This window comes from Streptococcus sp. FDAARGOS_192, assembly GCF_002073815.2.
Classification (GTDB): domain Bacteria; phylum Bacillota; class Bacilli; order Lactobacillales; family Streptococcaceae; genus Streptococcus; species Streptococcus salivarius_H.
In genome coordinates this window covers 932,060-957,881 of sequence record NZ_CP020431.2, presented here as the reverse complement: position 1 = coordinate 957,881, position 25,822 = coordinate 932,060, and the positions used below count along the sequence as shown (strand labels likewise).

At 39.2% G+C, this 25,822-nt stretch carries 21 protein-coding genes and 1 riboswitch; of the genes, 18 read left to right on the top strand and 3 right to left on the bottom strand.

Annotated features, from left to right (window positions below; genetic code table 11):
* The first annotated feature begins 121 nt into the window (after positions 1-121).
* From A6J31_RS05590 to msrB, 5 genes are all read left to right on the top strand, one after another.
* On the top strand, positions 122-2,596 hold the full coding sequence (locus A6J31_RS05590) for a dynamin family protein (protein ID WP_070849449.1): 2,475 nt from the start codon (positions 122-124) through the stop codon (positions 2,594-2,596).
* 19 nt (positions 2,597-2,615) lie between these two features.
* A complete protein-coding gene (locus tag A6J31_RS05585) occupies positions 2,616-6,035 on the top strand; it encodes an ATP-binding protein (RefSeq protein WP_080610646.1) in 3,420 nt (1,139 codons plus the stop codon).
* Positions 6,035-6,628, top strand: a complete 594-nt coding sequence (locus A6J31_RS05580; protein WP_080610645.1) for an HNH endonuclease — start codon at positions 6,035-6,037, stop codon at positions 6,626-6,628. Before A6J31_RS05585 ends, A6J31_RS05580 begins: the two co-directional genes overlap by 1 nt.
* Positions 6,625-7,002 carry a hypothetical protein gene (locus tag A6J31_RS05575; protein ID WP_049528082.1) on the top strand — a complete coding sequence of 126 codons (378 nt, stop codon included), beginning with the start codon at positions 6,625-6,627 and terminating at the stop codon, positions 7,000-7,002. The genes A6J31_RS05580 and A6J31_RS05575 overlap by 4 nt, the downstream gene beginning before the upstream one ends.
* Positions 7,003-7,163: 161 nt before the next feature.
* Positions 7,164-8,114: a peptide-methionine (R)-S-oxide reductase MsrB gene (msrB, locus tag A6J31_RS05570; protein WP_037610472.1), complete on the top strand. Its 951-nt coding sequence runs from the start codon at positions 7,164-7,166 to the stop codon at positions 8,112-8,114.
* Between the two features lie 881 nt (positions 8,115-8,995).
* On the opposite strand, the gene A6J31_RS05560 is transcribed toward msrB, so the two are convergent.
* The 3 genes from A6J31_RS05560 to A6J31_RS05550 form a co-directional block, all read right to left on the bottom strand.
* Positions 8,996-10,345, bottom strand: a complete 1,350-nt coding sequence (locus A6J31_RS05560; protein ID WP_080610643.1) for an MATE family efflux transporter — start codon at positions 10,343-10,345, stop codon at positions 8,996-8,998.
* A 127-nt stretch (positions 10,346-10,472) separates the two neighbouring features.
* Positions 10,473-11,741: a nucleobase:cation symporter-2 family protein gene (locus A6J31_RS05555; protein WP_014632968.1), complete on the bottom strand. Its 1,269-nt coding sequence runs from the start codon at positions 11,739-11,741 to the stop codon at positions 10,473-10,475.
* Positions 11,741-12,322: a xanthine phosphoribosyltransferase gene (locus A6J31_RS05550; protein ID WP_004182304.1), complete on the bottom strand. Its 582-nt coding sequence runs from the start codon at positions 12,320-12,322 to the stop codon at positions 11,741-11,743. Before A6J31_RS05550 ends, A6J31_RS05555 begins: the two co-directional genes overlap by 1 nt.
* 147 nt (positions 12,323-12,469) lie before the next feature.
* A riboswitch (purine riboswitch) is annotated at positions 12,470-12,565 on the bottom strand.
* A gap of 205 nt (positions 12,566-12,770) precedes the next feature.
* On the opposite strand from A6J31_RS05550, the gene A6J31_RS05545 reads away from it, so the two are divergent.
* The 13 genes from A6J31_RS05545 to A6J31_RS05485 all read left to right on the top strand — a co-directional run bounded on the left by A6J31_RS05545 (position 12,771) and on the right by A6J31_RS05485 (position 25,819).
* Positions 12,771-13,451, top strand: a complete 681-nt coding sequence (locus A6J31_RS05545) for a response regulator transcription factor (protein WP_060934029.1) — start codon at positions 12,771-12,773, stop codon at positions 13,449-13,451.
* The gene (locus tag A6J31_RS05540; RefSeq protein WP_080610642.1) at positions 13,441-14,415 is read left to right on the top strand and encodes a sensor histidine kinase; all 975 of its coding nucleotides are present in this window, start codon (positions 13,441-13,443) and stop codon (positions 14,413-14,415) included. Before A6J31_RS05545 ends, A6J31_RS05540 begins: the two co-directional genes overlap by 11 nt.
* A 144-nt stretch (positions 14,416-14,559) precedes the next feature.
* A complete protein-coding gene (locus tag A6J31_RS05535) occupies positions 14,560-15,318 on the top strand; it encodes an ABC transporter ATP-binding protein (RefSeq protein ID WP_080610641.1) in 759 nt (252 codons plus the stop codon).
* A 1-nt stretch (position 15,319) separates the two neighbouring features.
* Positions 15,320-17,320, top strand: coding sequence for an ABC transporter permease (locus A6J31_RS05530; RefSeq protein ID WP_080610640.1), 2,001 nt, complete (start codon positions 15,320-15,322; stop codon positions 17,318-17,320).
* An 84-nt stretch (positions 17,321-17,404) separates the two neighbouring features.
* Complete coding sequence (locus A6J31_RS05525; RefSeq protein ID WP_004182309.1) at positions 17,405-17,899, top strand: YkgJ family cysteine cluster protein; 495 nt, start codon at positions 17,405-17,407, stop codon at positions 17,897-17,899.
* Positions 17,900-17,911: 12 nt separating this feature from the next.
* A complete protein-coding gene (locus A6J31_RS05520) occupies positions 17,912-18,577 on the top strand; it encodes a hypothetical protein (protein ID WP_080610639.1) in 666 nt (221 codons plus the stop codon).
* A 136-nt stretch (positions 18,578-18,713) separates the two neighbouring features.
* Positions 18,714-19,391: a hypothetical protein gene (locus A6J31_RS05515; protein ID WP_080610638.1), complete on the top strand. Its 678-nt coding sequence runs from the start codon at positions 18,714-18,716 to the stop codon at positions 19,389-19,391.
* 70 nt (positions 19,392-19,461) lie between these two features.
* Positions 19,462-20,343: an ABC transporter ATP-binding protein gene (locus A6J31_RS05510; RefSeq protein ID WP_080610637.1), complete on the top strand. Its 882-nt coding sequence runs from the start codon at positions 19,462-19,464 to the stop codon at positions 20,341-20,343.
* Positions 20,340-21,077, top strand: coding sequence for an ABC transporter permease (locus A6J31_RS05505; RefSeq protein ID WP_014634684.1), 738 nt, complete (start codon positions 20,340-20,342; stop codon positions 21,075-21,077). Before A6J31_RS05510 ends, A6J31_RS05505 begins: the two co-directional genes overlap by 4 nt.
* A gap of 10 nt (positions 21,078-21,087) precedes the next feature.
* Positions 21,088-21,474 carry a cytidine deaminase family protein gene (locus tag A6J31_RS05500; protein ID WP_080610636.1) on the top strand — a complete coding sequence of 129 codons (387 nt, stop codon included), beginning with the start codon at positions 21,088-21,090 and terminating at the stop codon, positions 21,472-21,474.
* A complete protein-coding gene (locus tag A6J31_RS05495) occupies positions 21,431-22,333 on the top strand; it encodes a bile acid:sodium symporter family protein (protein WP_413081391.1) in 903 nt (300 codons plus the stop codon). The genes A6J31_RS05500 and A6J31_RS05495 overlap by 44 nt, the downstream gene beginning before the upstream one ends.
* A 350-nt stretch (positions 22,334-22,683) precedes the next feature.
* A complete protein-coding gene (locus tag A6J31_RS05490) occupies positions 22,684-24,453 on the top strand; it encodes an Hsp70 family protein (RefSeq protein ID WP_080610634.1) in 1,770 nt (589 codons plus the stop codon).
* A gap of 10 nt (positions 24,454-24,463) precedes the next feature.
* A complete protein-coding gene (locus tag A6J31_RS05485; RefSeq protein ID WP_080610633.1) occupies positions 24,464-25,819 on the top strand; it encodes a J domain-containing protein in 1,356 nt (451 codons plus the stop codon).
* Positions 25,820-25,822 lie beyond the last annotated feature (3 nt).

The window sequence follows — 25,822 nt, the reverse complement described above, 5'->3', positions numbered from 1 at the left end:
TGGGGTGAAAAATGAGTTAAACATTAGATAAATAAAAATAGTTAGATTTTATAGAAAGCGCATACAGAAAACCGTTTGCTGTGATATAATACACTTGTATTATTAAATAATCGGAGTAATTATGAATAAAATTAAAGTTGTAAGTAATCCTTACGAGAAGACAGTAACTTTTTGTCGCTACGACTTATCTAGTGAAAGTTGGATAACAATAAATAGTGAAAATAACTCAAATAGTAAGTTGGTTTCAGCCGTTTTTCAACGTGGCTTTTTTCCTTTTAAGGTATATGATATTTTAAAAGAAATTGAAAATGAGTATTCTGTTCCAGATGAAAAACTTGAATTAATTTTTGAGGGGCCAAATGATGAAAAGCAACAGTTAGAAGAAGCATTAAAAGATGAGCGCTTTTCAAATATTATTTTATCATCATCTACAAGCTATTTAGAGAACGCACGCGATGTTCTGCCAGAAATTAATCGTATTTTTAAAAATCTTGAGCCACTGATTATAAAGAATATTGGGGAGAGCAACAAGGAGATTGAAACACAGTTAAAACGCTTTTCGGATGCCTCCGGAGATACAGTTCCTATCTGTGTATTAGGAACCTATAGTGCAGGGAAGTCAACTTTTATCAATGCCTTGATTGGGCAGGAATTACTCCCAAGCGCTGAGACTCCTGTGACCGCTAAAATCTATAAAGTTACGGCTAGTTCTTATGAAGATCGTGCCAAAATCTCTTTTGTATATAAAGATGAAAGAGTCGTTCTCACTTTCCATGATAATCAAGTATTTTATGATGGATTGAATGTCACTGATTCATTTGGTAAGAAAGTCGATGGTATCTTGAATACTTCTTTTGATTCAATCATTTCAAAGCTACATGCAGTATTAGAAGTTATCAATGATTCTGCTGACCAAGGTGTTGGAGATTTAATCGAAGTACTTGTCCCATTTTCGAAAGGTATTTTAGGAGATGTAGGTTCAAAAATTACAATATTCGACACCCCGGGTTCTAATTCATCAACCAATAGTCAGCATTCAGAAGTCCTAGCTAATGCCATGGCTGGTATGTCAAATGGATTACCAGTTTTTGTAACTGACAGTAGTTCCTTGGATAGCACAGATAACAGTAAATTAAAAGAAAAGCTTATTTCAGTAGAAGGCTTAGATGAACGGTTCACCATGATTGTGGTTAATAAGGCCGAGGCAGCGGATCTAAGCTCGACTAATCTTAAAAGTGATTCTTTTAGAGATAGAATCATGAAACAAGCCATTCCAAGTAAATTATATGCCCAAGGCATTTATTACGTGTCTTCAATTTTAGGACTTGGAGCGAAATTAAAAGGTCATCTTGAGGGTGAATTTTACTCTGAGCAATTTGATACTTATAGAGAAAAATATTCAAATCCTGAAACGAAATACTATAAGAAATTGTATGAGTTCGATATCCTTCCAAGACAAATGTCTAGTACAGTTCGAGAAACTGCTGAAAAAAGCTCAGACCTCATCTATGCAAACAGTGGTTTGTTGACTATTGAAGATACCATAAAAACTTTTGTTGACCGCTATTCACACTATAATAAGTGCCAGCAGGCAAAAGCTTTATTAGATAAACTTTTGTTAAAAACTAATGCTGTAATTACTGAGAAAAATGCAGATTTACATAGCAGAGAGGCTGAATTGGAGGCTAATCTTGATGACCAAAAACTCGTCATTGTTGAAAGTTTGAAATCCACTTCGTTGTCAATGGGAAATGATCTTTTGATTCAGTATCCAAAAGAAATGAAGATTTTCCAAGAAGATCTCATGAAACAAATTAATAAAGATGATGTTCTAAACCGTTTCAATGACATACAGACTGAGATACTCTCATTAAATCCAACTTTAAATTTAACTGAGCATCAACAAATAGATATTAGTAATCTAAAAATAGGAAATATCAGTAACGAGGTTAGTAACTATTTCGGTGTTACACGTGAGAACAAGACAAAGAAAATCAATTTAGAGAATCTAGCTTCTGCACAAACAGTTGACTATTTTAGAAATAAATTTGTAGAAGAACTTTATTTTTCAAGGATAGACTTTGAACGTATTTCTAGCAGTTTTTGGTCTAATCATGCTTCTGAGATAAAATCTCATTTTGAGCGTATTATTTCAGGTGATTTGGGACTTGAACCAGAAAAACGTCAAAAGCTTTCTCAATTGATTTTATCTTATGAAGAGATAGATTTTACTCAATTAAATCTTGAAAAGTTTAGTAAAGAAGAACTTAGTTATGTATTTAGATTGGGAGACTTTACTTTGAAATCAAGTAAAGTTAACGCATCTGGCCTTAAGAAGACCTATAATGATTTATTTAAATCAAAGATGACAGAATTTGCAGGAAGTATTTGTTCGGAACACGAGAAAGCTTTTAAAATTTGGCTAGTAAATCTTACAAGTATAATTGTTCAAAATATAATTGAATTTAGTCCAGAATTAAGTGCTTTGAATACGAAAATTCAGAGAACAAGAAATGAAGTTGCAAGCTTAGAGGAGCAGCAGCAACAAATTGAAAATTATACTAACCAGATTAAACAAATGATTACTTGGAAATAGCTTTTTGTAGGTGAATCGTATGGGAATAAAAAATATTATTAATAAGGCAGGAGCTAAGGCTGCAGACAAGGTTGCGAAACTTTCAGCTTTGAGCCCTGAGCAACTCAAACAAGTTGAGGAGCAAAGAGAAAAGTATCTGGCTGATCAACCTAATATTAGCGATGAGGAGTTAACGAATCGTTTATTAGCTTCATGTGGAGTAGAAATTTTCAATTCGTATTTGGAACAAATAAAAGAACTTTATGTTCCTATAGAAAATAAGGTAGAATTTGGTACAGACTTTCAGGAATCATATAATATCAGGTATTTCAATATCACAAAATGGGTCATTGACAAAAAAGAAAATAGTTTAGAAAAACTGGTTAATGTTTATGAAGTACTTTCTAACGAGGACTGTAATATTGCTCTCGTCTTCAATCGAACTGAAACCAATACAGAAGTTTATCTGGCTGTAGTAAATACCAAGAATGATTCTGATAATGTCAATGTCGAAAATTATCGTAAGAGATTGTTAGAAGCCATTAAAGGTAACTTTCCTGGATCTACAGTCCAGAATGAAAAGGGAATCGGTAGGATTCCTTGTCTAGCAAACTCTAAGCCTTATTCAGTGGCAACGGTGTCTAATTTACCAACTGCCAAATCTGAAAAATTTATCAGTCAAACCATCGAAAAATTGATTGATGGCGTCATTCCGTCACAACCATCCGAAAACTATACCTTAATCCTTTTAGCAAGTCCTATTCAAGATATAGAGAACAGAAAGTTACGTTTATCTGAGCTATTTTCAGCCTTAGCGCCTTATGAAAAATGGCAAACCAACTATACTTTCACAGCTTCAGATGCAACGACTTCCATGGCTACTTTTGGAGTCAATGTTGGAGCCAGTGCTGGTATCCAACATGGTAAGAATCAATCAGTTAACCAATCTGCTGGGGATACCCAAACTAGTGGTCAATCTCAAACGGATTCGTCTGGTCAGACTGATGGTACCAATACTTCCCATACAGATGGTACAAATAAAGGATCATCACATACTAGTGGTGGCAGTCTTGAAGGGAGGACGCCATTTGGAGTGGAAGCAACTGTTGATTACCATTACTCTAAAAATCATGGAACAAGTACTGCAGATTCTGTTGGTCAATCGACTGCAAAAACTGTTAGCCGTGCCCTTGCTAAAACTGCTAGTCGTGCCCTATCACAAACGGTTGGACAAACCTTGGGCTCTTCAAGTGGTGTTAACTTAGGTTCTAATATCGGTGCTAATTTTGCGCGTGCCTCAAATGTGACTGCGACAGTCGGTAAGAATGAGGGAATCACTCAGTCCTTTACCAATCATAATATTTCTCACGCCCTTAAGGTCCTTGAAGAACAGATGAAACGTTTTGAAAAAGGAACGGCTATGGGCATGTGGGAGTTCGCTGCCTATGTACTCAGTGAGGATCAAAATATTGCGAATAATGTTGCTCACACTTACTTAGCTTTGACCCAAGGAGAAGAGTCCTTTATGAGTCAGTCTTCGGTTAATTTATGGAGAGGGGATTTAGGTGAGAGCAGTGGTGACGCAGAGGAGATTGTAGCATACCTAAGAGAATTACGTCACCCTTTATTTGGATTGAACCCTAATTTGCTATTAGCTGATCCAACCTTTAGTGTCTACCCATCTATCGTGACATCAACAGTACCTCTTACTGGTCAAGAATTAGCCTTTTCATTGAACTTCCCAAGAAAATCTATTCCTGGACTACCGATATTAGAGTGTGCAGAATTCGGCCGAAATATTGCTAAATTTGATGAAGAAGATGTTACTGATAAGATGCTTCATTTAGGTGATATTTTCCATATGTATCATAAGGAAGATGTACCAGTAAATCTGAACCAAAACTCTTTAGCCTCTCATGTTTTTGTGACAGGTAGTACGGGATCTGGTAAAAGTAATACGATTTATCAACTCCTTAATGAAGGCAGAAAGAATGGCTTGAAATTCCTAGTTGTTGAACCTGCAAAAGGAGAATATAAGCATGTCTTTGGTAATCACGACGATGTTTCAGTTTATGGAACGAATCCTCAGTTAACACCATTGCTGAGGTTGAATCCGTTTAGTTTCCCTAAAGAAATTCATATTTTAGAGCATCTAGATAGACTAGTTGAAATTTTCAATGTATGTTGGCCGATGTATGCGGCTATGCCAGCTGTTTTAAAAAAAGCTGTAGAACAATCTTTTCAAGATTGTGGATGGGATCTTCTTGAATCAAGCAACCCTTATGGTAGACTTTATCCAAATTTCAATGATATAGCAGATAATATTAAGACGATTATTGATTCCAGTGAATATGATGATGAGAATAAAGGTGCTTATAAAGGAGCCTTACTAACTCGAATAGAATCTCTGACAAACGGTATTAATGGACTTATCTTTTCAAATGATGAACTCACAAATGAACATCTATTTGATACGAATGTCATTGTTGATCTCAGTAGAGTTGGTTCCACTGAGACTAAATCATTGCTAATGGGTATTTTGGTATTGAAATTGCAAGAGTATCGCATGACTAATGGGGATATGAATGCAGAATTAAAACACATCACGGTGCTTGAAGAAGCGCATAATCTCTTAAAACGCACATCAACAGAACAAATGTCTGAATCAGCTAATCTCCTAGGTAAGAGTGTGGAGATGTTGGCAAATGCCATTGCTGAAATGCGCACCTATGGGGAAGGATTTATTATTGCTGATCAAGCACCAGGTTTAATGGATTTGTCAGTTATCCGAAATACTAATACTAAGATTATCATGCGATTACCTGATTTTTCAGATCGTGAATTAGTCGGTAAGTCAGCTAATCTAAACGATGACCAAATCATAGAACTCGCCAAATTACCAAAGGGCGTTGCAGCAGTCTATCAAAATGAATGGATTCAACCAGTTTTATGTAAGGTTGAAAAAGTTGAGCATGATTCTAATACATTTCAGAATACATTCGTAGAAAGTGTTACGTCTAAAAGTTTCAAAGCCAACAATGTCAAATCGGTTATTTTAGATTATCTTATAACAAATTGGATGACCAAAGGTAAGCATGTAGATTATTCTAGTGTAAGTGAATTGATATTAAATTCAAATATCAGCTCAAAGATTAAAAGGCTTCTTATGGAAGTCAATGATTCTAGCGGGGACGTTAATTTGAAGAGTTTGAGAGAACTTGTGTATGAATTGCTAGATGCCAATAGGGCAATCGAGAAATCAAAGGATGAGGACGATATTCATGACTGGGTTGACACTGTAGTACATAACTTCCAACTACCTATCGAATCTTACCCTAAAGAAACGATTAATATCATCTTGGCATTGGTAATTGAAGAACATCAGTTTCGAGATTCCTCTTACGAAAATCTATTTAAACGTTTTGTAGAAGTTCAAACAAAAGAAGGGGGCGTATACTAATGGAAGGAAAAAATCTTGAAGCTGTAAAAAATACTGCCGATAATTTTAAAAGTATTCTCCCAAAGGATAAATTGTCTGGACAAGACATTAAAAATTTTACAAAATCACTATTTAAAATAAATGACAATAATTTTGAAAAGCAATTTATTCCTAGCACAAATGGTAACTGGACTGGTGAGCCTGGAAATTCGAAATGGATTCCTGATCCAAGCTATGTCCCGCAGAATACACAAACTAATCCAGAACAGAAAACGATTAAGGAAATATTTCAACCATATGGTATTGATGGAATTACCTTTAAAAATTTTGAACCAGATTTTACACCTATAGCTAAAGAAAGCTTTAAAATAAAAAACTTTTCAGAACAAAGGAATAAAAATTTTAAACAAGGTGATTTACAATTAGCTATCAAAATGGGAGTCAGTCCCGAAGAGGCAAAAGCCTATAGAAAAGAGCATAAGCTTACCTATCATGAAAGAAGTGACATGAAAACCTTAGATCTGGTACCTATAGATGCCCACGGTGCAATTCCACATAAAGGTGGAATCGCTAAATGTAAAGAATTAATTGAGAAGAAAGGTAATGAATCATGATAGAGTCAAAATTTGGTGAATTAGAATTTGATTTTGGGTATTACACCAAGCTTGAAGTAAATTTGTTCTCACAGTCTCAAATTGTGCCAGTTGATTTTTCTGCGTATTATGAAAATGATGGTATTACAGAACAGCAAGAGTCGGTATATTCTCAGTTTTTAGAGGAAAAAGATAAACAGTTAGAAAAGCTTCAAGCCCTGTTGATAGCTGAATTTGGTATTGAAAGTAAACAGAGATTTAGTTTAAGTGAATTGTACATCGAGAGAACTGGAGAACTAGCATTCCTATTTGATGATTCTGAAAATCCTGATGAAGGAATTGTTGTCCAGTTGTTACCTAAGGTATTGATTACCAGTCAATCTGTTTATTTGTAGATTGATCAAGTTGAAATTTTTAAATTCTTTATTTAAATACTAATCCTATCACAATGTGATGGGATTTTTTCTCCCTCAAGTCATCATAAGTGCGAAATCTTCTCAAAAGCGTTACACTTAAGGCGTGGAGATGAGAGTATCTATTGAAGGGAGTGTTAAAAATGTCAAATCTAAATAATCATATGATTTATCTTGCTGGTGGCTGTTTCTGGGGTGTTGAGGAGTATTTTTCTCGCGTGCCTGGTGTGCTTGATGCGGTTTCGGGTTATGCCAATGGCCGTAGTGAGACGACTCGCTATGAGCTTATCGGTCAGACGGGTCACGCTGAAACGGTTCAGGTGACCTATGATGCTAGCAAGGTGTCCTTGCGTGAGATTCTGCTACATTTCTTCCGTATCATCAATCCTCTGAGTAAAAACAAACAGGGCAATGATGTGGGTAGCCAGTACCGTACGGGTGTTTACTACACGGATGCAAATGATTTATCGACTATCGAGCAAGTTTTCCAAGAAATGACTGAGCAATACGGTCAGCCTTTGGCGGTTGAATTGTTGCCCCTACATCACTTTATTCCTGCTGAGGATTATCATCAAGATTATCTCAAGAAAAACCCTAATGGCTACTGTCATATCAATGTCAATCAGGCAGCTAGTCCTGTTATTGATGCTAGTGCTTATCACAAGCCGAATCGAGAGGAGCTTAAGGAAAGTTTGAGTCCAGAAGCCTACGCTGTGACTCAGGAGAATGGAACGGAACGGGCCTTTACGAGTCCGCTTTGGAATCAGTTTGAGCCTGGGATTTATGTTGATGTGGCGACTGGTGAGCCACTCTTTTCGTCCAAGGATAAGTTTGATTCAGCCTGTGGCTGGCCAAGTTTCTCTAGACCCATTAGTCCAGAGGTAGCCAACTACAAGGAAGACCATTCGCACAATATGGACCGCATCGAAGTCCGTAGTCGTGTGGGCAACTCCCATCTAGGTCATGTCTTCCCAGATGGGCCAAGAGATAGAGGTGGTTTACGCTACTGTATCAATGGTGTAGCAACGCGATTTGTTCCTAAAGCTGACATGGCAAAAGAAGGCTATGCTTACTTGCTTGATCAGGTGGACTGATTAGGTATTCTGAAGGAATGAATTATTTACTAAAAAGAGGTTGGTTCCCCTTGGTTCTAACCTCTTTTTTCATGACAGAAGAAGATGTAAATAAGATGAAAGCCTTTTAAACCTAACATGATATGTAACCTAACCATTCAGGATAAAAAAGTGACCTTTCATTACATTTTTTAACAATTTGGGCAAAATTGTTTTATGTTTCAAATAAAAAAATAGTACACTATAATAGTGAGAAATCTGACAAGTGTAAATGTGTCCTTCTCCTTGGCTTTTGCTGGTTTTGGCGTCTGTAAACATTATTGTACTTTGTGTAATAATGAGTCTTCCCAACCTCCCAATATGATTTTATATGTCTTAACTTACCAAAACAAGACTAGCAAGAGAATACTAAGATATTTCCTTAAGAAGTAATGACAGCGCTTGTTAGATTTTGTGATAACATTCAGATAGTCCTAAGGACTATTTTATTGTGCTAAACCTTTTTGAAGGAGATTATTATGGAATGGATGAATAAACTAATCATATTAATAGCCATTTGTGTCTTGTGGTTCTGGTCTTTTCTTTTACTTCCTAAAACAGGGGAGAAAGTAGTTTATCTTTATCATTTCCTAGCTCTATGTGGTTTAGTCATGATTTATGGTGCCCTAGTTGATCCAGCTGGTCTCTGTGATACTTTTTTCAATATTAGACATCTATGTTTTCATTAATGAATCCAGTTTGGTAATAGGTCAGGAAAATCTGAATTTAATTAATCACTCATCAAAAGAAGCTTTCTGTGTATTGGTAACAGTTTATCTGTTTTCAATATGCAGGAGTTTTTTTTCTGTATTATCGAGATTTGGACATAGAAAAAGCAGTTGGAAAAGACTGCTTCAGGTGTGTTACTGTTGTGATTCGTATCGTTTGACGATTCTATTTAAGCGCCATTGGTAACAGAGACCACTGACGATAAGACTGGCAATCAGGCCAATCCAGTAACTATAGGGACCAAGTCCAGTGACTTTTTCAAGCAGGAAGCCAACTGGAAGGGTGATGCCCCAGTAGGTTAGGACACCGAGATAAAAAGGTACCTTGGTATCTTTATAGCCACGCAGGATTCCTTGAAGCGGAGCCGCAAAGACATCTGCCACTTGGAAGAAGAGGCTATAGGTCATGAAAATGGCCGTCATTTTCAAAAAGTCAGGCTCATGCCCATAAAGTTCAGCCAAATCATAACGCAAGAAGTAGAGGAAAATCAAGGTAAAGATAGAAAATCCTAGGGCTGTCAACCGTCCCAGCTTGCTGTAGCTCTTGACGGCATCCATGCGTCTAGCCCCAAATTCGTAGGAAATAATGATAGCCATGGCACTGGAAATGCTGAGAGGAAAGGCATACATGAGATTTGAGAAATTCATGGCCGCTTGGTGACTAGCAATCACTAGTGACGGATACTTAGACATAACCAGACCAACACCTGAGAAGATGGCGACTTCCGCAAAGACCGTTCCACCAATAGGGAGACCTAGTTTAAGGGCGTCAAGCAGAGCTACTTTATCAAGGGGTTGAATCTTTTCAATGTGGTAGGGTTTAACCTTTTTATGCTTTCTGATAACCGAGATGGAAATAAGGAGAAGGGCCCAGTAAGCCAATGAAGTTCCAAGCCCAGCTCCAGCTCCCCCTAACTCTGGTAAACCAGCAATGCCATAGATGAGGAGGAAATTGAAGAAACCATTGAGAGGTAGGAGCAGAAGCATGAGGTACATGGAAAGGCGCGTGAGGCCAAGCGCATCAAGGAAGGAGCGAACTACGCTAAAGAGTAGGAGGGGAATGATACCAAGACTCAAAAAGCGTAAATAACCAAGGGCGACTTTTCTGACCAAAGGCTCCAGACCTAGATGGTTCAAAACCAAGGGTGCCCCCAGAAAAACGAGGGCAAAGAGGATAAGTGATAGTCCCAAGGCCATATAAAGAAATTGATAGAAATCAGGTGCCACTCGGTCCTTGCGACCTGCCCCTAGATGGTGTCCGATAATAGGAACCAAGGCAGAGACGATACCTGTTAAAAAGGTGAAAAAAGGACTCCATAAACTCGTTGCCATGGCCACACCCGCCAAGTGTAGGGTATCGTATTGACCAGTCATGGTAGTGTCCACAAAGGCTGCCGAGAAGTTGGCAAATTGATAAATCAGTATGGGCACAAAAATCTTGAAGAAAACAAGGAATCGCTCACGGAGAGAATGTGTTTCGTGCATTCTGTTTTCCTTTCTAAATTAATTTTTCAAACATTTATATTTTCATTGTACTATAGATATGACTTGGATTCAATCTGTTTTATTGCATGACAAAACACCTAAGTCAAGTGACTCAGGTGTTCTTGTGTTATTTTTCTTTTTTGTTATGGTTCAAAATGGCATTGAGGACGATGGCAAGCAAGCTTGCAACGACGATACCGTTTGAGAAGAACATTTGGAAAGCATTTGGTAGGCTGTTGAAGAGGTTGCTGCCGTTAAGACCAACCCCTGCAGCGATTGATACCGCAGCAATCAAGAAGTTGTGTTCGTTATTGGCGAAATCAACACGTGCCAGGATTTGCATTCCTTGGATAGAAACAAAACCGAACATGACAAGCATAGCACCACCAAGGACTGGGCTTGGGATGATTTGAGCCAAGGCACCAAACTTAGGAAGGAGTCCAAGAAGAACAAGGAAACCAGCTGCATAGTAGATTGGCAAGCGAGTCTTGATACCTGACAATTTCACAAGACCAACGTTTTGTGAAAAACCAGTGTATGGGAAGGTGTTGAAGAGTCCACCAAGGAGAACAGCCAAACCTTCAGCGCGGTAACCGTTACGAAGGCGAGTGCTATCGAGTGGTTCTTTGGTAATATCAGAGAGGGCCAAGTAAACCCCAGTTGATTCAACCATAGACACAGTAGCGATAATACACATCATAATGATTGATGACAACTCAAACTTAGGTACCCCGAAGTAGAATGGCGTTGGCACGTGAACAATAGGTGCCGCAGCTACTGGTGAGAAGTCAACCAAGCCCATGCTTGCTGCGATAGCAGTACCGACAATCAACCCAATCAAGATTGAGATGGATTTGATAAATCCTTTAGTGAAAATATTAACTACAAGGATGATAAGAACAGTAATAGCAGCAAGGAAGAGGCTTTGACCAGTTGGTTTGTCAACATTGTTCCCCATATTTCCGATAGCGACAGGGATGAGGGTCAAACCAATAGTCGTGATGACTGATCCTGTAACGATAGAAGGGAAGAGATTGGCCACTTTTGAAAAGACGCCAGAAACGAGGATAACATAAATCCCTGAAACGATAAGGGCACCAAACATAGCACCGCTACCGTGTTTCTCACCAATCATAATGAGTGGTGCCACTGACTGGAAGGCAACCCCAAGAACAACTGGAAGACCGATACCGAAGTATTTATTAAGTTGAAGTTGGAGGAAGGTTGCTACACCACACATGAAAATGTCGGTTGAAATCAAGTAGGTTAATTCATGAGCTGAATACCCCAAGGCTCCAGCAATCATGATTGGCACCAGGATTGATCCCGAGTACATGGCAAGTAGGTGTTGCAGTCCTAGGACCGCTGCCTGCGAGTGTTTCTCTTTATTTTGCATTAGATGTCTGCCTCCTTAAATACGACCTGACCATTTTCAAAACGATCCAAACGAGCAAGTGAAACGACTGGATAGCCAGCTTCTTCCAGGAGGGCACGACCATCTTGGAAAGATTTCTCAATAACGATACCAACCGCTTCGACGTGTGCACCAGCTTCTTCGATGATTTGAATCAAGCCTTTGGCAGCTTGGCCGTTAGCTAGGAAGTCATCAACGATGAGGACCTTATCTTCAGGAGTGAGGAACTTGCTTGCGATAGAGACAGTACTAGTCACCTGCTTAGTGAAGGAGTAAACCTCAGCGGTGAGGATCCCTTCATTCATGGTGATATTTTTAGCCTTCTTCGCAAAAATCATAGGGACATCCAAGGCCTCAGCAGCATAGAGGGCTGGAGCAATACCAGATGCCTCGATAGTCACCACCTTGGTGATGCCTGCATCCTTGAACTTTTCAGCAAAGACCTTTCCAATCTCACGCATGAGGTCAAAGTCCACTTGGTGAGTGAGGAAAGAGTCAACTTTGAGGATGTTCTCCCCAAGGACATTCCCATCTTTGAGAATGCGGTCTTCCAGTAATTTCATATTACCTCCTATAAAAAATATAACTAAAGTGTATTTTGATTCTCCCAGATTCTATTAAGACTCTGACAAAGATCAAAACCATCGAATAACAGAAAAAGGCTTGCAAAGCAAGCCTTTAAAATCATAAAAAGACGGTAAAATCTTATTATGACTTTATGACTTACTCATTGTTAGGTGTTACGGCACCTTGTAGAAACGTCACGCCAATTCGTGACATAAATAAGTAATGTTCTCATTATTCGATGAAGCTGTCGTTGGTTGATGATAAACCAACATCAACTCTATTATAATACTATATTTTCTTTGAAGACTCAAAGGATTTTTCCTATGAAAACGCACTATTTTAAAAGTTGGAAAATTCAATCTAACATTATTGTAAGATTTGCTGAGAATGGTCGTTTCTTAAAGCATTTCTGTTATAATAGTGGGAAATGAAAGAGGTAGAGTTATGCATAAGATTTTATTAGTTGAGGACGATGAGGTTATCCGTCAACAAGTCAAAAAAATGCTAGAACAGTGGGGTTACGAAGTTGTTCTTGTTGAAGATTTCATGGAAGTATTATCTATTTTTGTAAAAGTAGAGCCCCACTTGGTTCTTATGGACATTGGTTTACCTCTATTTAATGGTTATCATTGGTGTCAGGAAATTCGTAAGGTCTCCAAGGTGCCTATTATGTTTTTATCTTCTAGAGATCAGGCCATGGATATTGTTATGGCAATCAATATGGGTGGGGACGACTTTGTGACTAAACCTTTTGACCAAAATGTCCTCCTAGCAAAAATTCAAGGTCTTTTGCGTCGTTCTTATGAGTTTGGTAAGGATCAGAGTCTCTTGGAATATATGGGTGTGATTCTGAACCTTAAGGCCATGGATTTAGTTTATCAGGGAGAGGTCGTTTCTTTGACAAAGAACGAGTTTCAGATTTTACAAGTTCTCTTCGACCATGCTGGTGATATCGTTAGTCGGGAAGACCTGATGAAGGAGCTTTGGAATAGTGACTTCTTTATTGATGACAATACCCTGTCAGTTAATGTAGCTCGTTTACGTAAGAAGTTAGAGGCAGTGGGTTTGAAGGATTTTATTGAAACCAAGAAAGGTGTTGGCTACGGGTTGCGTCATGATGGGTAAGTGTCAATTTATCAAATACCATATTAGGTCTCGTCTGATTTTCTATCTTTTGTTCGCCTTTAATGGAATCATATTGGTCTTGTTTGCTTTTTTATTTGAAGAGGTGGCAGATATTCTTTATTACGCCTTGACCATAATGACCTTTGTGACTATCATCATGGTTATTTGGGACTTGGTTCGCTCCTATCACTCTTATAACTTAGCCTTTCTCTATGAGGAAATCACACCATCAAGTCCTTTAGAATTTTACCTGGCCCAAGCTTTGGAAAGTGCTAGGGAGAGCCAGATGTCTCAGACTGAGGAGGAGCGCAAGCGCTATACAGATTTGATGGACTACTATACCCTTTGGGTGCACCAAATCAAGACGCCAATAGCAGCTAGTCAATTATTGCTTCAGGATGTTACGGATAGTAAAACGAGGGCTCTCTTGGAGCAAGAGGTATTCAAGATTGATTCTTATACCAATTTGGTCTTGCAGTATTTGCGTTTAGAGAATTTTCATGATGATTTGCAGTTGAGGCAGGTTACATTAGAACCCTTGGTTAAAGAAGTTGTTAGAAAACATAGTCTTTTCTTTATTCAAAAAGGATTGACTATTAATCTACATGACTTAGATGTTAAGGTCGTTTCAGATGAAAAATGGCTCTTGGTTATCATAGAGCAGGTCTTGTCAAATAGTTTGAAGTACACAAAAAGTGGTGGTATTGACATTTACTTCAAAGATAACGGGCTGCATCTTAAAGATTCTGGGATTGGTATTAAAAATAGTGATATTCTACGGGTTTTTGAGCGTGGCTTTTCAGGTTACAATGGCCGACTGACTCAGCAATCCTCTGGGTTAGGTCTCTATCTTTCTAAGAAAATTGCTGATCAGCTCGGACATGATATTAGTATTAGCTCCCAAGTAGGTCAAGGAACCACAGTCTCCATTCATTTTCAAAAGCAGAAGTTGGCTATTGATTAATAACTTACAAAAGTGTAAGAAATATGACCACAAATGAAAGCAAGGGTTATGGTTGAGACCTTGCTTTTTCTATAAAATGGTATCAGAAGTTAAGTAAGAGGTTCCTAAAATCTCTTCCAAATCTATTAAATAAAGGAGCTTATTATGACATTACTAGATGTTCAACATGTTAAAAAAATCTATAAAACACGTTTCAAAGGAAATCAGGTTGAAGCCCTTAAAGATATCCATTTTACGGTTGATAAAGGTGACTATGTTGCAATCATGGGTGAGTCTGGCTCAGGAAAATCAACCCTGCTCAACATCCTTGCCATGCTTGATAAACCAACAGCAGGGCGTGTCTATCTTAATGGTACGGACACAGCAACCATTAAAAATAAGGATGCTTCCAGTTTTCGTCGTGAAAAATTAGGGTTTGTTTTCCAAGATTTCAACCTTTTGGATACCCTATCTGTTAAAGATAATATCTTGCTACCTTTGGTCCTTTCTCGACGTCCACTTAATCAAATGCTGACACAAGTAGAAGCTATAAGTCGTCAATTGGGAATTCATCCCTTGCTAGAGAAGTACCCTTATGAAATTTCAGGTGGACAAAAGCAAAGGGTTGCGGTTGCGCGTGCAATCATTACTCAACCAGAAATCCTCTTAGCAGACGAGCCAACAGGTGCTCTGGATTCCAAATCTTCAGCAGCTCTCTTGGATGTCTTTGATGCGATCAATGCCAGTGGTCAGACCATTCTTATGGTAACTCACTCGACAGCGGCCGCCAGTCGTGCACAGCGTGTTTTGTTTATCAAGGATGGTATTCTTTATAATCAAATCTTCAAAGGTGATAAGTCTGAACATCAAATGTTCCAAGAAATTTCCGATACACTTACAGTAATGGCAAGTGAGGTGAACTAATATGTTTCTTCTGACCAATAGACTGGCTTTGTCCAATCTCATAAAAAATCGTAAGCTTTATTATCCATATGCTTTAGCAACTATTCTGGCTATTGCCATTACCTATATTTTTACATCTTTAACGCTTAATCCACATCTGGATAACTTAACTGGGGCAGATTCTATCAAGGCGGTTTTGGGTATGGGACTTGGAATTGTCGCCCTCTCTTCTGGGATTATTGTTCTCTATGCCAACAGCTTTGTTATGAAAAATCGTTCAAAGGAGCTTGGTCTCTATAGTGTACTAGGCTTAGAGAAGCGTCACCTCTTTAGTATGATTCTAAAAGAAACAGTGATTCTGGGTTTTGTGACTCTGCTTCTAGGTATTGGTGTGGGGGCACTATTCGATAAACTCATTTATGCTTTTCTTCAAAGGCTTATCGGTGAAAGTACTGGTTTAGTTTCGACCTTTCAAGTAGTGACAATTCCTATTGTTCTTGTCATCTTTATTTGTATTTTTAGTTTGTTGATTTTGGTAAATGGTTTCCGATTGCTACGACTTAATCCTTTACAATTAACCAAAGATGGCCTTAAGGGTGAAAAAAAGGGACGTTTCCTAGTTATTCAGACCTTTTTGGGACTCGGGGCTATGGGGTATGGTTACTACCTTGCTCTCTCTGTTAAGGATCCAGTAATGGCTATTATGAGTTTTTTCTTGGCTGTTTTACTAGTTATTCTAGGAACTTATCTTCTCTTTAATGCCGGGACAACAGTCGTTCTGCAACTCTTGAAAAAGAAGAAAAACTACTATTACAAGCCTAATAATATGATTTCCATTTCCAACCTTGTCTTTCGGATGAAAAAAAATGCAGTTGGTCTGGCGACTATTGCTATCCTCTCTAGCATGGTTTTGGTGACGCTTGTAGGTGCTGCAAGTATCTATGCTGGTAAAAAAGACTATCTAGCGAGTGTTGCTCCACATGATTACTCAGTTACAGGGTCGAATGTAGATTTAACAAGCACACAGAAGATTATGGATGATTTCTTAGCACAGTCGGGAAATCAGGTAAATGAAAAAGCAGAAGTAACTTACCTCTACTTTGGTATCAAAGAACAAGAAAAAAATAAGCTAACCATCTTTCCTGAGAATGAAAGAAAAGTTCTGCCAAAATCAATTTTTCTTGTCTTCTCACAAGCTACTTATAAACAATTGACAGGTAAAGACCTAAATTTGGCTTCAAACCAAGTTGGCTTGTACAGTAAAAGTAAAACGTTGAAAGGTCAAAAGAATTTGTCTTTCAATGGTCAAAACTACCAGATTCAGGATGACCTTAATGACTTTATTAAGGGAAAAGTACCCAATATCTTTACAATCATAGTTTCTGATTATAACTACCTTGTCGTTCCTGATATGGATGTTTTTAAAGAAAGTATCAAAGGAACAGCAACCACTCAAGCTACCTATATTGGTGTTAACGTCAAGGCCCCTACACATGATGCCAAGAAAAATTCAGATTTGCTAGACCAAATGACAGATAAAGAAACACAACAGTTAGCTGGACAAACTACTGGTGTCTCTCAGTCTTACCTCACTGCTAATAGCCAATATGATACAGAAGGGATGCTAAATGGCTTTGTTGGTGGAACCTTATTTATTGGTATCTTTTTATCCATCATCTTCATGCTTGGCACAGTTCTTGTGATTTACTATAAACAGATTTCTGAAGGTTATGAGGATCGTGAGCGTTTTGTTATTCTTCAAAAGATTGGGTTGGACGACCTTCAAGTCAAGCAAACCATTCGTAAGCAAGTACTTACCGTCTTTTTCCTCCCTTTGATTTTTGCCTTTATTCATTTGGCCTTTGCCTATCATATGCTCAGTTTGATTGTGCGTATTATTGGGGTTTTCAACCCAAGTCTTATGTTAGTGGTCACAATCATTGTTTGTGGGGTATTCTTCCTAGCCTATGTCTTGGTTTTTGCCCTTACTTCACGTTCCTATCGTAGAATCGTATCAATGTAACTGACCTAGAGTCTAGCTTCAAACTAGGCTCTATTTTTTTATGCTATAATAGATGACAGAATTATAAATCATCGGAGAAAACACATGTCACAGACTATTGATGTCAAACGTTATGAGGAATTGGCACGTCAAAAGCAGGGGGAGCACCGTAAATTTCTAGCACAACTCAAGAAGAAAGCCCCTAAAAATTTAGATAAGATTGTTCAGCAGGTACACAATGAAGTCTTTCAGGAGATTGATTGTGTCCAGTGTGCCAATTGTTGTAAGACACTAGGCCCAGACTTCACAGAGCAGGACATTACTCGTATTGCCAAGCATTTTCGCATGAAGTTACCTGCTTTCGAGGAGATGTACTTGCAAGTAGATGAGGATGGCGATAAGGTCTTCAAGTCCATGCCTTGTCCATTTTTGGGGCCTGATAATCTCTGTGACATCTATGATGTCCGCCCCAAGGCCTGTGCAGCCTTTCCTCACACAGACCGTAAGAAAATCTATCAGATCAATCATCTGACTATTAAAAATACGCTTTTCTGTCCAGCAGCCTACCTTTTTGTGGAAAAACTCAAGGATAGGATTTAGAAAGGAACTGTTATGAGACGCTTTAATGCAGGTGTTATCACCCTACTTATCATTGCTGCCTATTTTATCGCGACAGCCTTTATTCCAGATTTGTATTTGGCCTTTAATTATAAGTTGATTTTGGCCTTGCTTTTTGTGCTTTTGAGCTGGCAATCTAAGGGGAAATTTCTCTTTTTCTTGGGGATAGCTTTTCTGTCGACCTATATCCATGACCTCTTTAGATTGGACTATTCGGAATGGACCCTCTTTGTAGGGATTCTTATCTTGGGAATTGCGGTGGACCGTTTGAGCAAGCCAAGTTATAAGAAGAACTTCTCTTACAAGGTGTCTAAAGAACATGAGCGAGAGATTTTTGCTAAGACCTTATTTTCAGAGTCTGTTCAGGTGGTGACTTCTCAAAATCTCGAAACTGTCTATGCCAATGCCGATTTTGGACGTTTGACTTTAGATTTGCGTCAGGCTCAGTTTATGACGGACCGACCTCAGATTGTGGTTCAGGCCAATTTTTCTCAGGTTATTATTCGAGTGCCTAAGGATTGGCAAGTGGATACACACGGGCTTCATACAAGTCTAGCAGGAGTGAAAAGCTATGATAGTCTAGGAGAACGAGAGTTGTCAAGTACTACAGTAGCTCTAACAGGATCAGTATCCTTTGGACAAGTAACTGTCAAACATTGAAAATGATGAAAGAGCGAAAGCTCTTTTTTTCTTGCAATTCCTTCTTATATATTATTGAATACGCTTACAAATAGTGCTATACTGATAGTGAAAATAATTGGAAAATTGCAATCATTTTTTAGAAAGGAGTCTCCTTATGAAACGGTTTAATCTTCGAACCTTCTTGTTGCTTTTACTAGCAGCTTGTTTTATCGCTAGTGCCTTTATTCCAGATTTTTGGATTATGGTTAATTATAATCTGGTTTTCTTCGCGGCCTTCTTTAGTTTTGGTATCTTGAATAAGCGACCTCTCCTCATTTTTCTTGGTTTGGCCTTCTTATCGCCCTATGTTCATGACTTGTTAAACCTCGATTTTGCACAGTGGAATCTCTTTAGCGGTATCTTTCTCATTGGTTTGGCTTTAGAGTTGCTCTATGGCCGTAGTCAAAAGAAGGGTCTCACTAAAGACTATAAGGTCAATAAGAACGACCAAGAAGGACCACATATTTCTGTTAAGACATATATGGCTGAGGATAGGTATCGCATCTATTCTCAAGAAGTCGAAACGGTTGATATGAATATGGCTTTCGGTGAGCTGTGGCTGGATTTGAGTCAAGCCAGCTTTGCATCAAGTCAGGTAGCAGTTCATCTTGATGCTAAGTTTGGTGAAGTTCATATTCGACTTCCTCATGCTTGTGTCATGGACACCACTGGAATCTCACATCCCCTATCATCTGTAAAGGTGGATCGTTTTGAATCTGATTTAGAGCAAGTTGAAACAAGGCTTCATCTGAGCGGAAGTCTCTTCTGTACGGAGTTGGAAGTGGAGTATTAAGGGAGTCCAATGATATCAGCTCTATTGTCAATTAGCATGGTTCCTATACAAAAGAAAGGAAATCACAGGTATGAGTGAAACGGTTATTCAAGTCACATCCCTTGGAAAACGCATCAAGGGAAAGACCATTTTAGAGGATATTAGTTTTGAGATAAATCAGGGAGATTGTGTCGCCTTGATTGGACCTAATGGGGCGGGTAAGACTGTCTTGATGTCTTGTATTCTTGGAGATAAAAAGCCCAGCAGTGGTCAGGTCCTCATTGATGGTAAGGCAGGTAAGGCCAAAAATAAAATTGCGGTTCTCCTTCAGGAAAATACCATTCCAAATAGTTTGAAAGTGGAAGAGCTGATTGCCTTCTTCCAATCTATTTCTGATAATCCCTTGACCAATCAAGAGGTTCAGGAACTCCTGCAATTTAAGGAAGACCAGTACCAGCAGTTTGCGGACAAACTCTCAGGTGGGCAAAGACGTCTTCTGGCTTTTGTCCTTTGTTTGATTGATAAACCTAAAATCCTCTTTTTGGACGAACCGACAGCGGGTATGGATACCTCGACTCGTCAGCGTTTCTGGGAGATTGTCAATGACTTGAAAAAAGCTGGGACAACTATCCTCTATTCCTCTCACTATATCGAAGAAGTGGAGCATACAGCTGACCGTATCTTAGTCCTCCATCAAGGGAAACTTATCAGAGATACCACGCCATACGCTATGCGACACGAAGAGAAAGAGAAGCAGGTCACTCTGCCAAGTAGCTTTGTTAGCATTGTTCACGGACTGCCGGACATCTATGAGATTACTGAGAAGAGAGATGTCATTAGCTTCATGACCAAAGATATCGAAAAGGTATGGCAAAGTCTTGAAAATTCGGGTTGTAGAATTTCTGATATTGAAATTCAAAATAAAACACTCTTGGATAGCCTATTTGATTCAACAAGGGAGGACAAGGCATGAAAGCATTACTAAAAATTGAATGGATAAAAACGTGGCGAAGCTGGCCAGTCTTTATCATGGGAATCGGGATACCCGTCGGATTTTTCCTCCTTTTTTCAAGTATTTTCTCAGCGCCTACTCCAGAAGCCCAAAAAGAGTTTTTGCTATCTTATATGTTAACCATGACTGGCTTTTCTATGTCTAGTTTTGGTTTGTTCACCTTTCCCTATATGTTACAAGAGGATCGAATTGAACACTGGTTGACCTATATCGAGCACTCAAAGGTTAGTATCGCAGCTTATTATCTTTCTAAAATTTTTCGTGTGCTTCTAAACTTTATGGTTGCTATCATTGTGACCTTTTGTGTAGGTGCCTTTTTCCGAGATGTAGAGATGCCATTCTTTAGATGGCTAGGATCAGGTGCTCTTTTACTCTTGTCCGGTCTCCTCTTTCTAGCTTTTGGTTTACTTATCGCTCAGATTAAATCTCAACAAATCATGTCTCTTGTAGCTAATATTATTTACCTTGTCTTGCCTATAGTGAGTGGTTCATGGGTTCCTATTTCCATGTTCCCTAAGTGGGTTCAGAGTATCTCTGAGTGGACACCTGTCTATCATGTCAATGAATTGGTCGTTAATTTTGCTATCAATGGGAAATTTTCATGGAAATCACTTTTGTTTATTTTGGCTTATACGGCAGTATCAATAGTGCTTGCACTCTTTATCAAGTCTCATAGAGAAAGTGATCGAGGTTAAGGGAGAAATAATGGATATTTGGCAGAAGATGTTTGAAAAGTCAAAAGCTTTGTATCAGCCACAGGAAGTCTCAGACTTTGTCTATGCTAGGCACGTTGTGGCTGCTGTTGAGGCTGAAGATGGGCAAATTTTCACAGGCTTTTGTATGGAAGGGACGTGTGGTGTTTTCCATCTATGTGCCGAAAGGACTGCCCTTTTCAATATGTATCAAGAAACTGGTCAGACTAAGGTCAAGCGTATTATCGCTTTTCGTGACAAACCACCTCATGGAGGACCGTCTGGCATGCCTTGTGGAGCTTGTCGAGAATTTCTAATGGAACTCCATCCTGACAATCGTAACTTGGAGTTTATGGTTGACTACGACACACGTCAAACCATTACTTTGGGCGGCCTTTAACTATGCCCTTCCTACAACTAGTAGTTGGGTTATTCCCAATACGGCTTATCTACTTGGTTTGATTCTCTTTGGCATGGGGCTTACTTTGACCACTGAAGATTTTAAACGTATTGCTAAGCGTCCAATTCCAGTTGTTCTTGGGACTGTTGCCCACTATGTCATCATGCCTGGTTTGGCTTGGTTGCTTTGTATGATTTTCCATTTGAAAGGTGCGACAGCAGCAGGGGTTATCCTTGTTGGGTCTTGTCCAAGTGGGACTTCATCTAGTGTCATGGCCTTCCTTTCAGGTGGGGATGTTGCCTTGGATGTCTCTATTGAAACCCTCTCAACTCTCTTGGCACCACTCATGATTCCAACTCTCTTGTCATTCTTGGCTGGTCAGTACGTGAGCGTCCCTGCTCAAAGCCTCTTCCTTAGTACCTTGCGTATCGTGGTTGTTCCTATCATTTTGGGTGTGCTTGTTCACTCAATCTTTGGTAAGAAAATTGATGCCATCATCAAAATCATGCCTTTGATTTCTCAAGCTGCCATCCTCTTGATCGTTGGAGCAGTTGTTTCTGCCAACCATGCCAATATTTTCACAGCAGCGACAGCCCTTGTCATTCCAGTCGTTATGCTCCATAACCTTTGTGGTTATGCCCTTGGTTTTGGATTTTCAAAAATCCTTGGTTTGGAAGAACCACAACAAAAAGCCATTATCTTCGAAGTGGGGATGCAAGACTCAAGTCTTGGAGCAACCCTTGCCATGAAATATTTCGTACCACAAGCTGCGATTCCATCGACTATCTTTAGTATTTGGCACAATATCTCAGGTTCCATCCTCTCATCATGGTGGAAGAACCATTCAAAAAATAATTAATAATATAATGAAAAGCTGACCTTGGGTCGGCTTTTATTTTTTAATAAAGAATCTTTTTCGAGACTTTCCTTAGGTGATGACGGACGTCAGCGAACTTCAAAGAAGTTCCATGCCTAAGTTTCGAGTCTAAGGTCTCGAAACTTCCGAACCCCTGAAGTTTAAGTTCTTCAGGGGTTTTTATCACAGTGAAAAGTCTCAGTTATACTCACTTCGTTCTCAAAGAGAATCATCTGTCATTCTTTGCTTACTTTCTTAGTTCATGGCACATTTGAAATAGTTTACTTACTTCTTGAAAAGGACATTTTTGACTATGTTATAATGGAAGGACAAAAGCAGTTTAGGAGAATGTTATGGCAACAATTGGTATTGATTTGGGGACGACTAATAGTCTAGCGGTTACCTATCGTGAAGGTGAGGTTGAGCTGATTCCAAATGGTTTTGGCGAATATTTGACGCCTAGCGTGGTCCATGTGTCTGACGATGTCTTGACGGTTGGAAAAATTGCGAAGGAACGCTTAGTGACTGATCCTGAAAATACGGCTCAACTCTTTAAGCGTTCAATGGGAACCAATGAAATCTTTTACCTTGATAGAGAAGCTTTCTCGGCAACTGATTTGTCAACTTTGGTGGTTAAACAATTAGTAGCTGATGCGGAGAGTTACTTAGGTGAAAAAGTAGATGAGGTGCTCATTAGTGTGCCGGCTTATTTTAACGAGAAACAACGTTCAGCGACCAAGGCTATCGGACAACGATTGGGTATTAAAGTGGAACGATTGATTAACGAGCCTTCTGCGGCAGCCATTTCTTGTCACAAGATTGGCAAGGACGAGTCTTTCATCGTCTTCGACTTTGGAGGAGGAACGCTTGATGTTTCTGTGGTTGATTGTTTTGATAATGTGATTTCAATCGTTTCCATTGCAGGTGATAATTTCTTGGGTGGTAGCGACTTTGATAAGGCTATCGCTGAAGATTTTTGTCAGTCTCAAGGGATTGATTTGGAGAAGTTAGACACCAAGCAAAAGTCTAGTCTCCTCTTGTCTTCAGAACGTTGCAAGCTCAAGCTACAAAAGGAAAAATTGGCTGCAGTCTCCTTAACTTACGATGACCAATATTACATGAAACAATATACTCAAGCTGAGCTTAAGTCCATTATTCAACCTGTTCTTGATCGTGTTAAGAAAGTCATTGGTAGAGCGGTGAGTGATAGCGGCTACAGGGCTCATGAGCTAGATGCCTTTATCTTGGTCGGTGGGTCTAGCATGATGCCTTTGGTTCAATCCTATATCACGAATCTTCTCAATCTTCCTATTAAGCGTTTGAAGGATATGGATGAGTTGGTTGCGCGTGGTTTGGGGACTTATTTAGCTGTCAAAGAGCGTCAGGAAAAGGTCAAAGATTTGGTGATTACTGATATTTGTCCTTTCTCATTGGGAATCAGTGCCTATGACTCTGACTTTGATAAAAATATCTTTTCAAAGGTTATTAATAAGTTGTCTGTCCTACCGACCTCAGCCAGCAAATATTATTATGCCAGTCGGGGACAGAAACAATGTCGCTTTATGATTTATCAGGGAGAATCGCTTGATCCTGAGGCAAATCTTTTTTTGGATGAGTTTATTATCGATGTTCCTGGGACTGCGACTAAGACAGAGTTTTTTGAGACCACCTTTACTTACGATATTAATTCCATGCTCTATATAGAGGTTAAACTGGGGTCAACAGGCGAGACTAAAACGTATCGTATCGGTAGTCAAAGTAAAATCGAAGAGGTCGACAAGAGTGAGCACCTTGAGAATATTAAACTTGTCTCTGATCAATTGTCCTTTGAGGCCGACTTTAAAACGCAGTCTGAGCGTGCCTATCGTTTAGTCATGGAGATGCCTTATAAGATGCAACTACATTTTTTGTGGCAGATGGAAGATTTTGAAAAAGGCTATCAGTTGGCTATTAACAATATTAAGAAGCGAAAAGAAATCGTGAAACGCTACCAAGCTTATCTTGATAGCATTGAAAATATCATGTCACTAGATGATTTGGATATTTTCCGTCAAGAAAAAGACGACCATGAGGAGAATGGTGAGCCCTTTGATAGGTCTGATGACCCTAATTTCTGGAGATAGGAGGTGACGCATGAATTTTTGGTCGATTTTGGGCATTCAACCAACCAATAATCTTAAGGATATCAAGAGAGCCTATGCCAAACAGAGTAAGGTCTATCACCCTGAGGATGATCCTGAAAATTTCCAACGCCTGCAAAAGGCTTATCAAGAGGCCCTTGCCTGGCAAAAATCGCATTCTGGAAATGAGGAGAATAGTGCCGTCATAGGATACAAACAGGCCGATGGCAGTGTGGTTGGGATGGTGTCTGCCTCTCAGCTAGAAGCTTCCTTTAAACAAGCTGCAGATAGTAGCAAGTCTGGTCAAGGGCAAGAAAGTTTTGATGAACTTGAGCTTACGGATTATGCGACTGGAAAAGTCGACGATGAGCAAGTGACTGAATATGAGGTTCAGCAGGTGGATGCTGAAGAAGAACAGGAGCAACTGGATGAGTTAGCCTTATCAGATATTTATGAAACGTTCAATCACAGTGAGCCTCATCAAAGTAATCTCAATGATTCTGTCTTAAGAGAAGATTTATCTATCGAAAAGCAGGATAGTTTTCTTCAGACTGTTGAACTATATTTCCTATATAATACTCTGACTATTTCTAAACTCAAAGATTATATGAGTGAGTGTGCTGCTTTGGGCTGGTTGGAGGATCAGGATTTTTCTTACCGCTTCACCAAGACTATTGGCACCATACTTGAAAGAGGTGGCCTAAGTTATGAGACCTTGGAAGGAATTGAAAGTCTAGCCAAGGAATATAACTTCGCATTATTGGAAGCCTACCTTTGTGACCTCTTGGATATGAGACACAAAAAGACCGCTTGGCAAGGACCTCCTCTTCGTCCAATGACAGAAGTGACAGAGCCCACACGGACAGGTGGAGGGGTGATTGTCTTATCCTTTCTAGTAATGGTATGTGGTATTTTATTCCTCGCCAATGGATTTTTCACACGAGCAATGGTCCAGTCACAGCCTAAGAAGATTCAAGTTATTTCGGGCCTTACAGGAAATGAACTGGTCTCACAGGGAACGGTAGATAAGGCAGCTTCAGCCATATCTGATTTGGCTAAAAAATCAGATAAGCCTATTTCTGATACAAAGAAAGTGGTCTATGACCAAGCTAGTTCAACCTTTGTGATTGAGGACAGCTCGACAGGACAGCATCAAGAACTACCGGGGGTGACAGAGGTCTATGTCCTGCCAGTTTATGAAAATGGTCAAGTAGACAAGGGGTTAGCCACAAGTAACGACGGTAGCAATTGGGAACTCAGAGATACTGATGGCCAAGTTCGTGGTCCAATTACTTTATCAGTTGCCATGTCATCAGATATTGCTATCAAAAGTGAAAATGGTAGCTACACTACGGTAGAAAAGGAGTAGAGA

Excerpts from the sequence above, each read along its gene's own strand:
- A6J31_RS05530 (WP_080610640.1), top strand. The coding sequence starts at position 15,320 with ATGTTTCTTCTGACCAATAGACTGGCTTTGTCCAATCTCATAAAAAAT.
- A6J31_RS05485 (WP_080610633.1), top strand. The coding sequence starts at position 24,464 with ATGAATTTTTGGTCGATTTTGGGCATTCAACCAACCAATAATCTTAAG.
- A6J31_RS05590 (WP_070849449.1), top strand. The coding sequence starts at position 122 with ATGAATAAAATTAAAGTTGTAAGTAATCCTTACGAGAAGACAGTAACT.
- A6J31_RS05505 (WP_014634684.1), top strand. The coding sequence starts at position 20,340 with ATGAAAGCATTACTAAAAATTGAATGGATAAAAACGTGGCGAAGCTGG.
- A6J31_RS05550 (WP_004182304.1), bottom strand. The coding sequence starts at position 12,322 with ATGAAATTACTGGAAGACCGCATTCTCAAAGATGGGAATGTCCTTGGG.
- A6J31_RS05560 (WP_080610643.1), bottom strand. The coding sequence starts at position 10,345 with ATGCACGAAACACATTCTCTCCGTGAGCGATTCCTTGTTTTCTTCAAG.
- A6J31_RS05490 (WP_080610634.1), top strand. The coding sequence starts at position 22,684 with ATGGCAACAATTGGTATTGATTTGGGGACGACTAATAGTCTAGCGGTT.
- A6J31_RS05535 (WP_080610641.1), top strand. The coding sequence starts at position 14,560 with ATGACATTACTAGATGTTCAACATGTTAAAAAAATCTATAAAACACGT.
- A6J31_RS05515 (WP_080610638.1), top strand. The coding sequence starts at position 18,714 with ATGAAACGGTTTAATCTTCGAACCTTCTTGTTGCTTTTACTAGCAGCT.
- A6J31_RS05580 (WP_080610645.1), top strand. The coding sequence starts at position 6,035 with ATGGAAGGAAAAAATCTTGAAGCTGTAAAAAATACTGCCGATAATTTT.
- A6J31_RS05545 (WP_060934029.1), top strand. The coding sequence starts at position 12,771 with ATGCATAAGATTTTATTAGTTGAGGACGATGAGGTTATCCGTCAACAA.
- A6J31_RS05540 (WP_080610642.1), top strand. The coding sequence starts at position 13,441 with ATGATGGGTAAGTGTCAATTTATCAAATACCATATTAGGTCTCGTCTG.
- A6J31_RS05555 (WP_014632968.1), bottom strand. The coding sequence starts at position 11,741 with ATGCAAAATAAAGAGAAACACTCGCAGGCAGCGGTCCTAGGACTGCAA.
- A6J31_RS05510 (WP_080610637.1), top strand. The coding sequence starts at position 19,462 with ATGAGTGAAACGGTTATTCAAGTCACATCCCTTGGAAAACGCATCAAG.
- A6J31_RS05525 (WP_004182309.1), top strand. The coding sequence starts at position 17,405 with ATGTCACAGACTATTGATGTCAAACGTTATGAGGAATTGGCACGTCAA.
- A6J31_RS05575 (WP_049528082.1), top strand. The coding sequence starts at position 6,625 with ATGATAGAGTCAAAATTTGGTGAATTAGAATTTGATTTTGGGTATTAC.
- msrB (WP_037610472.1), top strand. The coding sequence starts at position 7,164 with ATGTCAAATCTAAATAATCATATGATTTATCTTGCTGGTGGCTGTTTC.
- A6J31_RS05500 (WP_080610636.1), top strand. The coding sequence starts at position 21,088 with ATGGATATTTGGCAGAAGATGTTTGAAAAGTCAAAAGCTTTGTATCAG.
- A6J31_RS05585 (WP_080610646.1), top strand. The coding sequence starts at position 2,616 with ATGGGAATAAAAAATATTATTAATAAGGCAGGAGCTAAGGCTGCAGAC.
- A6J31_RS05520 (WP_080610639.1), top strand. The coding sequence starts at position 17,912 with ATGAGACGCTTTAATGCAGGTGTTATCACCCTACTTATCATTGCTGCC.